This is a genomic window from Paenibacillus sp. SC116 (assembly GCF_024733555.1).
GTDB lineage: Bacteria > Bacillota > Bacilli > Paenibacillales > Paenibacillaceae > Paenibacillus_B.
Genome location: NZ_JANIOF010000002.1, coordinates 365,936 through 378,788, shown reverse-complemented (window position 1 = coordinate 378,788; position 12,853 = coordinate 365,936). Strand labels below are relative to the sequence as shown.

The window sequence follows — 12,853 nt, the reverse complement described above, 5'->3', positions numbered from 1 at the left end:
GAGACCCTACTGTTCATCCGACAAAAGGAAATAACCTCGTTACTTCTTCATAAAGAGAAAGGAACAGATGAATGACACATAACGCTGCTTCTAAACCAATCTTGAAGCTGATGAATGTCGGCAAGTCATTTTGCAAGCAAGTTGTCCTGAAAAATATTCATCTTACTATCCAACGAGGCGAAGTCACCGTAATTCTTGGACCGAGCGGCTGCGGCAAAAGCACCCTGCTTCGCTGCCTGAACGGACTTGAGCTCATAGATGAAGGAAGCATTCGTTTTAATGAGCTGGAGCTTACACCGAAGGTTCAACAATGGCAGGCTGTGCGCGAGCGCATCGGGATGGTGTTTCAAAGCTATCATTTATTCCCTCATATGAAAGTAATAGATAATATTTTGCTCGGCCCCCTTAAGGTCCAGAAGCGCAGCAGAACGGAAGCCCTTGCGCAAGCGGAACAGCTTCTCGAACGCGTCGGCTTGCTCGACAAGCGAGATGCTTATCCACGCGAGCTGTCTGGTGGACAACAGCAGCGAATCGCGATTGTTCGCGCACTGTGTATGAATCCAGAAGTCATGCTGTTTGATGAGGTGACCGCTGCCCTCGATCCAGAAATGGTGAAGGACGTCCTTGAAGTAATGCTTCAGCTGGCACGACAAGGAATGACGATGATTATCGTCACGCATGAAATGGGCTTCGCACGAGCCGTGGCAGACCGAATTGTGTTTATGGATAAAGGCTCCATTATAGAACAGGGAAATCCAAAGAGCTTCTTCTCAGAGCCGCAGACGGATCGCGCCAAGCGATTTTTGCAGCAATTTTATGAGGTAGAGACATGGAAAGAGAGAGATATCATATGAAAAGGACATTTCAATCATTTGCAACCATACTTGCAGCAGTCTTACTTATAACGGCGTTATTGGCAGGTTGCAGCGGACAGAACAGCAAGCCGTCGAATGGTAAAGATGCTGCGACTGACCAATCGAACACAGCAGGATCGAGCGCAAGTGGATCCCTACAGCAAATTAAAGACCGTGGCAAGCTGATCGTTGGTATCTTTACCGATAAACCTCCCTTCGGCTTTGTGGATGAGAAAGGCAACTATGTCGGCTTCGATACCGATCTGGCAAAGCGTTTTGCCAAAGACTTGCTTGGCGATGAATCGAAGATTGAATTCGTGACTGTAGAGCCAGCCAGCCGTGTACCTTACTTGCAAAGCGGAAAAGTCGATCTTATTCTCGCTAATATGACGGTTACTGAAGAGCGCAAGCAGGCCGTTGATTTTACAAATCCGAACTTAAAGGTAGCCACCCAGCTCATCGTGAACGATCAGAGCGGCATTCAATCGCTAGCAGACATTAAAGGCAAGAATATTATTGTTACGAAAGGTACGACTGCCGATATTTATTTGACGAAAAACTATCCAGATGTTGAACTTATCAAATTCGATAAAAATACGGAATCTCTACAAGCGCTCAAAGATGGACGCGGAGATGGCTATGCACAGGACAACATTATCCTTTATGCATGGGCACGCAAAAATGCTGGCTACACCATACTCGTAGATAAATTAGAGAAAGAGGCACCCATTGCTCCAGCGGTGCAAAAGGGCAATGACGAACTACGTGAATGGGTGAATCAGGAGTTAACGAAGCTCGGCGAGGAAAAGTATCTGCTAAAGCTATACGATCAGTATTTACGCAGCGAGCTTGGACCTGATGTGAATCCGAATGATGTTATTGTGGAGGGTGGAAAGTGGCAGTAATGAGCGAGGTTATTGAGCTGTCTGTGGCTAGCAGCATACAAAGAGACAAAAAACGAAGAAATGCATATGCAATCGTCAGAAAAAAGATGTTTTTTGTATACAATTGCATCAATTTCGTTTAATACACGAAACACCCCTTATCCTACTCATAGGACAGGGGATTTTGTGCTGTCGATTTTCACTATTTCGTAGGTTTACGGAATAAATCCTTGAGGTTATAATAATCATAGAAAAAGAGAGCCATGCGTCAACATGGCTCCGGCACAACACCGCAATAAGAGCGGCCGGCTGCAATAAGCAACGGTACAGAAATAGACCGAACCTTTGCGGGGGGCGGTCTATTTCCGTTTATTAACGGATATCAGCGCGATGAGAAGCGTCCCAAAGCTTATCATAAGCGTAAGCGCTTCGTACACTGACATGGGGCATCACCTCCCTCTGGGGAAGCTAGCCGACCGCGCCCTTATGGCCCTTTTTGTGCTTGTCTCATTATATCATGATTTACGCGCTGGAATTAACAAATGTTTCTCATATGAACTACTTTTGGTAAAAATTTATCCAACTTTAAGATTCACGTTCGAGCTTGCACAAAGTTGCACTCTCCTGCTCACTGCTTTTCCCCGTATTAACAATAAACAGCTATTCAGCTAACGCAGAGCAGCAGCGTATTCTAAAAATCTCCTGCTTAATTTGATTGCAACCCTTCGATTGAAACTTGATTGACGACATAAGCCATGATGATATGGACAAAAGTACAGGTATTTTAAGTAGAAATCATCATTTTCAGATTAATAAGGACAAATGTGCAGGTATTTTTCTTGATAATGCACGGTAAAGGTCAAAGTGGACAAAAATAAATGTATTTTTGACGATAATGTCCCAAATAAGCATGTTTTCAGATTAAATAACTGCATAATTGTCCGTTAAAGCATTATGAGTTCTTATAAAATCGATTAGAACCAATTTAACAATGCATCAATTAAAAAATAACGATTTCTAGTTAAAATAGCTGCACTTTAGTCCATACTCTGCATGTAAAAAAGGTTGGCTGCCTCTCTGCGTGAACACAGAGGGCAGCCAACCTTTTCAATTTATTTCATGCCGAGCGTGAAGATTTCCGCTGCGCCAAGGTCAATGTTAGCGCGCTGCGCGTCTGCGCTGGCGATTGCTTCGCCTGCGCGCTCCAGCACGTCCGAGCGGTAGAAGCCGCTCTCTGCTGCTGGCAGCTTAACGCTAAGCGCGCGCGGTTCGTGCGCGAGGTTGTACCAGCGCGCAACCATGTCGCCGCTCTCTTCCGCCATCTTCAAGGAAGAGAACGCGACGCCTTCGCCTTCCCATGCCAAGAAGGCATGGTCTGCCGCGAAGCGGCCTTCGTGCACGTCCGTTTGACGCACGAGGAACGGCACTGGGAAGCTGTAAGCTTCCGCGTATGCACCCGACGTCACAACGTCGCCCGCATGCGGGATGATGCTGTAAGAAGCGGTATTCGTGCCAAGGCACTGCGCTTCTGGCGTTGGGAAGTAACCCCAATCGCCAAGCTCGCCCGAAGAGCGAAGCAGTGTCACCGCAATCGTGTTCTTGTTGTCTTGCGATACTTCGTATTCGCACAGACCAATGTTCGCAACCGTCAAGCCGTGCGCACCGTCGCTTACGCTGACGAATGTTTGCTGGTGCTGGTCGTTGCTTGGATTTTGCCATTCTTTCTCCAGCACGTTATTACGGCGTGCCACTTCGAAGATGGAATCTGCCACATGCGTTTCAGCCGTGAAGCCTGTTGGGAACAACGCACGTACACGATGATCCTTCGATTGATTCTCCATCGTCACATTCACATCAATACGCTTTGCACCGCGGTCAAGCGTATAGCGCGTTACGATCACGAATGGAACCATCTCTGTGGAGCGCTGTGCCTGACGTTTCGGGAAGTCCACGATGTCCAATATCTCTTGCTTCAACGTTTCATCCGCAGATACCGGAATGCTCCAGTTATGCGTAACTTCGATCACCGCACGGAATGCTGTATTCTCGATTAGCTTGCGCTCAGCCAGAACACTCTTCGTCGTTAGCGGTGTAGAACCTTGCGGCATACGGAACATGTACTCGTTGCCGATGTCACCCGCGTCTTCGTAGACGTTAAGGCCATCATACACGTGTCCTGTGCGCTTATCCGTCAGCTTCAATGCACCGTCAATTTGAACCTCTGCTTGCAAGAACTCGTTCTCCAGCATGAACTCGCCTGTAACGAGGCTTGCCTTAGCTTCTGCTGCTGCACCCGCTTCTGCAGCAGGCACCCATGCCAACGTCTTGTAGCCGAACGCTGGAATATGCTGCGCCTGTACACGCACTTTAATAATGCGTGCCATATATGGCTGGCGGAACTTATCTTTCGGCAGATCATAGCCGAACATCACGCCTGCATCTTCCCACTCGCAATCGATCACATTGCCGTTTGCATCAATAACCGCACCTGGCTCGATCGGCTCTGGCTTCATTTCCGCCGCCAACACCGTTGGATGCGCTTCGCTGAAGTAACGACGCTTCAGTTCAAGCGTTACTTCTACAACACCGTTGCGCTCATAGCCAGCTGTGTTGAACACTGTGAACGGTACTGCACGCTTGCCGTCAAATGCCATCGTATCGATTTGCGGCAACAAGGAATCCAAAGACTCGTTCACGATCATTTCAGTCATATGCTTCGACTTCTCAAAGCGCGTCACCATTTCGCGATGAACCTCATCTACAGAACAGCCGCAAATGCTGTCATGCGGATGGTTCTGCATCAATGTCTTCCAAGCATAAACGAACAAGTGATGCGGATAAGACTTGCCTGCTTGATGAGCAAATGCTGCCAACGGCTCCGCTACTTTTTCCAACAATGTCTGGTTGTCCGCATTCATCTGCTTCAAATACACACGAGAGGATGCCGTATTCACCAAGGTGTACCAGCCATCTGTACGCTGACTGCGCAATTCGCCTTCTACTGTCTTCAAGTTCTCAGGCAATTCCTCACGCACACGGTCTACATACTCGTTAAAGTTGGAGTGTACGAAGTCTACGTCTGGGAACAGCTTTTTCGCCACTTCGATCGCCTGTGACAAATCCGTTTGAATCGGTTGATGGTCACAACCATTCATGAACAATAGATGATCCGTCGAAGCAAATTTCTCTGCATCTGGAATACGCTTCTCCCAATATGCTACTGCTTGCGCTTCATCTACCGGCACTTCCATTCCGTTGCAGTACCAGTTCGCAAATAGAATACCGATGACTCGGGAACCGTCTGGCGATTGCCAGATCATTTCAGAGAATGGAGACTCGTAGGACGCATCTTCAGACACTTGGTTGTTGAAGCCTGTTGGCTTAACGCCGCGACCGAACATCGCCACGTCAATATCAGCTTGCTTCAAAATTTGCGGTGCCTGCCCCATATTACCGAAGGAATCTGGGAAATAGCCCACTTTCGAAATTTTACCGCCATATTGCTTCGCATCACGGTGACCGATCTGCAAGTTGCGAATATTCGCTTCGCTGCTCGTCAGGAACTCGTCCTGTAGGATGTACCACGGTCCAATATGAATACGCTCTTCCGCAATATATTGCTCCAGCTTGCCTTTCATTTCTGGACGTACTTGCAAGTAGTCCTCAAGCATAATCGTCTGTCCATCGAGGTGGAAGCTCTTATAGTTCGGATCGCGTTCAAGTGTTTCTAGCAATGTATCCATCAATTCTACTAAGAGTGCATGATGATATTCATAAGGCATATACCATTCACGATCCCAATGTGTATGGGAAATAATATGAGCTGTTTTTTTCGTCATCATTGTCTCTCCTCTCCTATGGAAGGGCGTTTCAATTCGTTACTGCTCTCTTTTCAGAGCAATTTATTTCATAATCTATTTCTTCAACCAGAACTCACGGTGGATCAACTCAGAGAACAAGCTGTTGGACCAAGCGAACCATTCACGCGTGAACTGCTTTGCATCGTCTTTGTGGAAGCCTTCATGCATATAGCCCAACTCTGCATCTGTATCAACGAGCATCGCGATAACCTCTTTAATTTCTTCATCCGTGCTAGCCGTCAAACCTTGCATCGACAAAGCGATATGCCAGATGTAATCTTTCGGCGTATGCGGACTGCCGATACCACGTGCTTGCTTACCAGCGTAGTAGTAAGGATTATCTTCGCTCAAAATGAGCTTTCTTGTATTTTGATAAATTGGATCATCAGCAGACGTATAACCGAGGTACGGAATCGCTAGCAAGCTCGGTACGTTCGCGTCATCCATCAAGTTGTAGTTGCCGTACCCATCTGTCTCATAAGCGTATACTTTTCCGTATTTCGGGTGATGGAAGATACCATAGGCTTGAATGCCTTCATCAATCTCTGTGCCTAATCGACCCGCCTTCTCTGCGAACAGCTCATCCTGATACACATCGCGTGCAATCTCCTCCAAATAACGAAGGACGACAACCGCGAACATGTTGGACGGGATCAAGTAGCCGAACGTACATGCATCATCACTTGGACGGAATGCAGACCAAGTCATGCCTGTATAGTTAACTGGCATACCCATACCATTGTTTTTAAGCGTATCTGTTGGACGGCAATCTTGACGCTGGAAGCGATAAGGGGACTGCTCGAAATGGCGCTGCTCTGTCGTCCACAAGTTCATAATGATATGTGCAACATGGCGGAATTCGCTATCAAACAGCGAAGCATCGCCTGTTGTCTTCCAGTACAAGTATCCTAGTTGAATCGGATAGCAGAGTGAATCAATCTCATATTTTCGCTCCCACACCCAGCCATTCAACTCCGTAATATCACGGTGATGAATTTCTTCTAGTGGAACAGGAGTCTCATTGAATGCATTTGCATACGGATCGATCTGAATATACTTCATTTGCTTGCGTACAAGGCCCGCAATAATGCGGCGTACGTCTGCATCTTCTGCTGCCAAGGGCAAGTACTGACGAACTTGGGCGCTGGAATCGCGCAGCCACATCGCAGGAATGTCACCTGTGAACACGTAAGAAGTGCCATCCTCATGCAGCTTTGTCGTCGTTTTCAGCGTATTAGGGAAACAGTTGAGGAACAACTGCTTCAGTTTCTCATTATCGTTCAATCGAGTTGATGCTTCTTCCATCACGCGAAGCACGGCTTGGGGTAGACGTTCCATATCGTTTCTCTCCTTCTCTCCTAAGGCAAAAATGAAAAGATGATGCTCATATAAGACACAATCAGGTGAAGCCGATGCTCCACCTGATTGCATAGATCGGGCTATTCACTTCGCTTCTGCGGGATGTTGCGTTCTTGTTGTCAATGCTGCAGCAGACGAAGGTTCGCCCCAATCACATCGAAACTTATTTTTTGGACGCTTTCCATGCATCCAATTGCTTTTGCATTTCAGCTTGTACTTTATCCAAGCCAGCTGCTTTGAACTTCTCGATTGCTTTTGGCACGTAAACTTTAGGGTCTACTGTACCTGTGAACAAGGAAGCGTAGAACTCTTCTTTTACGTTCTGCAATGCTGCCACTTCAGATTTCACGCTATCCGCGTTGAAGTGGAAGCCCAGCAATGGTGCATTTTCAGCAGAGTTGTTGAACTTCTCGAATTGCTCCCATTTGTCTTTAGGGTCTGTAGGCAGCTTATCCAAGAGGAAGAAGTTACCCAATGTGAAGCCTGGCATATCGTAGCCTTCTGTTTTAGCAGGCAAGAATTCGATTGTTTCTGCATCAACACGTTTGAAGTGCTCGCCTTCGATACCATGGTTGATCATGTTGCGAAGTGTCTTGTCAGAGTTCAGCAAGTTCAAGAACTCTACTGCTTTCTCTGGGTATGCAGAGTTAGCAGATACCGCATGCATAGCACCCATTACAGACCAGTTGTATACATATGGCTTCGTGTAAGGTGTAGAAACAACTTCATAACCCATAGATTGAGACCACAATGCGTCAGCAAACGGCTGTGTATCTGGCATATCAATGAGCCAGTTACCTGTTTTCATTTCATCTCCGCTGGAAGCAGTAGAAGCATCTTTCTTCAGGTAACCTTTTTTGTAGTACTCATGCATTGTTTCCAAGTCTTTCATCGTATCAGGCTGCTCAAGAACGTTCACAAGCTTCAGCTCATTTGTGTCATTCAAAGCAACACCGATCGGCAAGTTCTCAGAGATCAAGTCATAGTTCAAACCGAATTTGAACTGCTTATCCGCAGATAGCGGATACATACCTGGCTCGCCTGCTTTTACTTTCGCAAGGATCGGCTCAAGGTCTTGAAGCGTTTTCACGTTTTTGTAGTCGATACCGTATTTATCTACAACCTTCTTGTTGAAGCGGAATACTTTCTGTGCAGGCAACTCTTTGTTTACTGGAATTGCATACGTCTTGCCATCAATCTTCGCACCTTCTAGGAAGGATGGGTGAACGTTCTTCGCGATATCTTGGCCTTTTGTTGCCATAAGATCATCAAGCGCTAGGAAAGCACCTTTCTTCGCGTTTGTTACATAGTCGAATGCCCAAGAAGCTGTGAACGCGATGTCATACGGCTCACCGGAGTTCGCGATTACTTGCATCTTCTCGTTGTACTCGCCCCAGTCATACATTTTCATCTTGACGGTTACACCGATTTTTTCTTTCGTATACTCGCTGACTTTTGCCATTACTTTGTCTACGTCTTTTTGTGGAGTACCGATTGTGTACCAGATCAGCTCAACTGGCTTTTCAGCTGTGCCTTCTGTGCTACCGCCAGTTGCTTCTTTTTTACTGCCGCAGCCTGTGAGAACAAGAGATGCGACCATTACGAGACAGAACGTCATCATGAGCAATTTTTTTGCTTTAGCCATTCTTGTCAACCCCTTTGTATAAGCGTGATGAATTGCATATATGGTGTCTGCTCTGACCACCTATGACCCTGAATCCCCTATCAATCAGCGGCCAGAGCAGGAATACCCGGCATTACTCTTTTACTGCACCAATCGTCAAACCTTGAACGAAGTAGCGCTGGAAGAACGGATATGCACAAGCGATAGGTACTGTTGCCAGTACGACAAGTGCCATTCGCGTTGCTTCTGCAGGCAAGGAACGCATCAGTTCCAACGATTGACCCGATGCACTTAGCTGAGCATTGTTCATCAAGAACTGCATACTGTTCTCGATTCGCATCAGCATCGCTTGCAATGGAACGATGTTCGGATTGTCGATGTAGAGCAAAGCATTGAACCAGTCATTCCAATAGCCTAGCGTCGCGAACAATCCGATCGTTGCGATACCTGGTAAGGAAATCGGCAGCACGATTGTGATGAATGCTCGCAGTTCGCCCGCACCATCAATTTTCGCAGATTCGATGATCGCATCTGGAACTGAGGTGCTGTAGAACGTACGCATAATCAAGATGTAGAATGCGTTTACCGCCAATGGCAGAATCAATGCCCAAATGCTGTCTTTCAAGTTCAGCACTTGTGTAGCGACCATGTACGTTGGTACAAGACCACCATTGAATAGCATGGTGAAAAAGGCCATGAAGGAGAAGAATCCACGATATTTGAAGTTCTTCCGAGATATCGCATAAGCGAACAAACAAATCGTAACTAAGCTGATAAGCGTACCCACAATAGTAATGAAGATGGTTACCCCGTAAGAGCGAAGTAATTGATCGCCTGCTTTGAAAATGTACTCATAAGCAGCGAAACTCCATTTTTCAGGCCAAATCGAATATCCATTTTTGTTCAACGCCGCCTCATCTGTAAACGAGATAATGACAACGAATAAGAACGGGAATACACAGAGTAAAGCGAATCCGCCTGCGATAATATTGAACACCACATTCATCATTGGTGAGAGATGGTGGACGTCGCGATGTTTTTTCTTGCGCATAGTTAGTCCTCCCTACGTTAGAACAACGCGTTGTCTTTGTTGGATTTGCGTACGATCCAGTTCGATGTGATGACGAGAATGAAACCGATGAACGACTGATATAGACCTGCTGCCGTACTCATCGTAATTTCCCCTGTCGCCTTCAATCCACGATAGACGTACGTATCGATAACGTTCGTAACTGGGTACAGCGGACCAGAGTTCCGCGGTATTTGATAGAACAAACCGAAGTCTGCGTAGAAAATCCGACCAATCGCTAGCAGCGTCAAAATCGTAATCAGTGGTGTAATCGATGGAAGCGTAATATGGCGAATTTGCTGCCATTTGCTCGCTCCATCAATCATCGCAGCTTCATAATACGTTTTATCGATACCAACAATCGCTGCCAAGTAAACAACGCTGGAGTAACCGACGCCTTTCCAAATGTTCATAAAGGTTAAAATGTAAGGCCAATACTTCGTCTCGGAATACCACGAGATAGGTTCCGCGCCGAACCAAGCAAGAATTTGGTTCATAACCCCTTTGTCTACACTCAGGAAGCTGAATGTAAAGTAGCTGACGATAACCCAAGACAGGAAGTGCGGTAAAAACATACCTGTTTGATAAACCTTTGCTAGACGCTTGTTCACAATCTCGCTTAGGATGATAGCCATTGCGACGGAACATACCAAACCTAAAATGATAAACACAAAGTTATACAAGATTGTGTTCCGTGTAATTAAGAAAGCATCATTCGTACTAAACAGATATTTGAAATTCTCGAAGCCTACCCATTCACTCTGCATCAAGCCTGCAAAGAATCCATCCCGATGTATTCGGTAATCTTTGAAAGCGATAACAGTTCCGAGCATCGGTAGGTAGGAGAAGAACAAGAACCATAGTGCTCCCGGGAGTACCATGAGAAGAAAGATCCGGTTGCGATAGAGGTTCTTTAAGCTGTTCGTAATCGTTTGCATCCGATTCATCCCCCGTTGCTTTAATGTAAATTAAGCGTACAGGATCTGATGTATTTTCTATAGTTAACAAACTTTAGATTTGGTGTACAAAATAAAGAAAGGGCTTACATTGGCTATAATTAGGACACCAAATGATGAATACCCTTATTACATATAGCTTAGTAAGCCTTTTATTACGTCTGTTAATTACTCAAATATTCAAGGTCAGTCATGTCCGTTAGTCGATTTCTTGCTCTTCAATAAGCGAGCTTTATTACTTTGGTACTCGGCCAGCCTAGCATGAGAAGGCGCGAATAGCGAATAGTGCGAAATAAGGAAGCTGCTCATTGCACATGTACATCATGATTTCACTAACGGTTGCCACAGAGGCTAACCAGCCTTTATTCACTTATTTTGAAATGTAAGGGATGCCAGAGAGCTTATTCGTCAAATGAAGCGATGACATTTGCCATCATTGCTAGAATAGGCGCTCTGACGACCGTTAGAATTCTAATATGGACGTTTTCATTAAAATAACGTTATTGGCGACCGTTAGAGGAAACATCATCGTACAATAGCGACTTTACACAAGTCCTATTGAGATGCCATACCATATTGTTAGGAAATAGACCCTAACATCGCAACCAATCAAGGATGTCAAGTTCGAGCACGTTCAAGACCTTCCCATTAGGAACGGAGTTCTTGTTCCACACCGCTTCGCATTTCCCGATATTCTTTAGGCGAGGTGCCTACATACTTTTTGAACTGTTTATAAAAATAACTTTTATCCCAATAGCCGACTTTCTCTGCGATTTCGGTCATGCGATAATGCGTCTCTATTAATAGACGCTTCGCATTTTTAATACGCGTTTTGTTCAAATAATCAGAGAACGTGCCGTTCATCTCTTTCTGGAACAGCTGCCCCAAATAAACAGGGTTGATATTGTACACCTGACTTAAGGTCTTCAACGACAGCTCTTCCGCATAGCGTTCCTCCATATGCTGCAGCACCTGCTTCACAACTGGAGACATATCTTGCGGCTGCGTAAGCAAGTCGATCAGGTGATCGGCTATTTTCGCTACATGCTCCCTAATTGCATCTAGGGAATGAAGGCGATAGACTTCACTAAACCAATCAATATCCTTGACAGGCAACTGGATCGCCGTCTCCTTAATAGACTGCTTCCATACCATTAACAACTCAACAGCAAAGTTGTGCACATCACGTGGCTCTGCTCCATCCGATTCCGTCAGATGGAGGAAGTCCTGCTCTAGCTGCTCATGCAAATGCTCCCTATTTTTTGCGTACAACAGCCGCACATAAGACTCAATATCAGGCTGCAAAGACGATGGTCTTGAAGAACGATAGCGCATGGCTTCCTCGTAATCCAAAATATTTTCATCCATACGCACGAGATGATACGGCTGAAGCTGCTTGGCATGAGCATAGCTTTGCGCTGCTTTCGTGTATCCTGCCTGAATACTGCCTGTTGTTACTTGCAGCGGAATACCGCCCAGCTTTTGTTCCATCTCCTGCTTCCAGCTCTTTAATGCTCCTAGCAGCAGCTCTTTATCCGCTTGTTCATCCCCAAGGCCAAATACAAATACAACTTCACCGTCCCATTCACGCACAATGAAGCTGTACTCGAAGGAACGCATAAATTCATTGGCAGCAAACCATAGCTGTTCCTGCTGAATCTGTTGAATGTCAGGCGTATATTCCCCCTCCATACGCACAAGTACCGTCCAGTAATACGCATGCTTAAATTGCAAATCCAGCATATCTGCGCGCTGCTGCAGCTCTTCCATATGAATCTGATCCCGTACCCAGCGATACAACACATTTTCACGCAAAATGTCACGATTATGCTGTTCGACCAGCTGACTGGAACGAGACTGCTCCATCTTTTGCACGGTCGTTTCCAATGTAGCGCGGAATTCCTCCAAGTTAATCGGCTTCAGCAAGTAGTTCTCTACCCCAAGCTTAATGCCTTCCTTCACATAGCCGAACTCATTGTAACCGCTCAAAATGATAAAGCGCGTATGAGGATGTGTATGCTTCATCCGCTCAATGAGCTGCAGCCCTGTCATTTTCGGCATCATAATATCGGTGACAACCAAATCTACCGGCCGCTCCTGCAAAGCTTGCCAAGCAGCCTCCCCATTTTCAGCCTGACCTACAATCGTTAAACCATAATCGTTCCATTCTAAAATGCTTTGCAGCCCTTCTATGATGAACGGTTCATCGTCTACTAGAAATACTTCAAACAAGTCGTATCCCTCCAC

9 protein-coding genes are annotated in these 12,853 nt (G+C 46.0%); 2 read left to right on the top strand and 7 right to left on the bottom strand.

The window, feature by feature from the left end; all coding sequences use genetic code 11:
* Positions 1-71: 71 nt before the first annotated feature.
* Together NQ117_RS13415 and NQ117_RS13410 are read left to right on the top strand one after the other, a co-directional pair.
* Positions 72-854: an amino acid ABC transporter ATP-binding protein gene (locus tag NQ117_RS13415; RefSeq protein WP_309137877.1), complete on the top strand. Its 783-nt coding sequence runs from the start codon at positions 72-74 to the stop codon at positions 852-854.
* Positions 851-1,759: a transporter substrate-binding domain-containing protein gene (locus NQ117_RS13410; protein WP_258278536.1), complete on the top strand. Its 909-nt coding sequence runs from the start codon at positions 851-853 to the stop codon at positions 1,757-1,759. Before NQ117_RS13415 ends, NQ117_RS13410 begins: the two co-directional genes overlap by 4 nt.
* A 338-nt stretch (positions 1,760-2,097) precedes the next feature.
* Here NQ117_RS13410 and NQ117_RS24190 read toward each other — a convergent pair whose 3' ends face one another.
* The 7 genes from NQ117_RS24190 to NQ117_RS13380 form a co-directional block, all read right to left on the bottom strand.
* On the bottom strand, positions 2,098-2,181 hold the full coding sequence (locus tag NQ117_RS24190) for a putative holin-like toxin (protein ID WP_222429819.1): 84 nt from the start codon (positions 2,179-2,181) through the stop codon (positions 2,098-2,100).
* A gap of 669 nt (positions 2,182-2,850) precedes the next feature.
* Positions 2,851-5,577, bottom strand: a complete 2,727-nt coding sequence (locus NQ117_RS13405) for an alpha-mannosidase (protein ID WP_258278705.1) — start codon at positions 5,575-5,577, stop codon at positions 2,851-2,853.
* Positions 5,578-5,652: 75 nt separating this feature from the next.
* Positions 5,653-6,936 carry a glycoside hydrolase family 125 protein gene (locus NQ117_RS13400; RefSeq protein WP_258278535.1) on the bottom strand — a complete coding sequence of 428 codons (1,284 nt, stop codon included), beginning with the start codon at positions 6,934-6,936 and terminating at the stop codon, positions 5,653-5,655.
* Positions 6,937-7,120: 184 nt separating this feature from the next.
* A complete protein-coding gene (locus NQ117_RS13395) occupies positions 7,121-8,602 on the bottom strand; it encodes an ABC transporter substrate-binding protein (RefSeq protein WP_258278534.1) in 1,482 nt (493 codons plus the stop codon).
* A gap of 112 nt (positions 8,603-8,714) precedes the next feature.
* Entirely contained in the window at positions 8,715-9,632 is a 918-nt protein-coding gene (locus NQ117_RS13390; protein WP_258278533.1) for a carbohydrate ABC transporter permease, read from the bottom strand.
* 17 nt (positions 9,633-9,649) lie between these two features.
* Positions 9,650-10,597 (bottom strand): ABC transporter permease, encoded by a 948-nt coding sequence (locus tag NQ117_RS13385; RefSeq protein WP_375163071.1) that lies wholly within the window; start codon positions 10,595-10,597, stop codon positions 9,650-9,652.
* A 657-nt stretch (positions 10,598-11,254) separates the two neighbouring features.
* Positions 11,255-12,838 (bottom strand): response regulator transcription factor, encoded by a 1,584-nt coding sequence (locus NQ117_RS13380; RefSeq protein ID WP_258278531.1) that lies wholly within the window; start codon positions 12,836-12,838, stop codon positions 11,255-11,257.
* Positions 12,839-12,853: the final 15 nt, after the last annotated feature.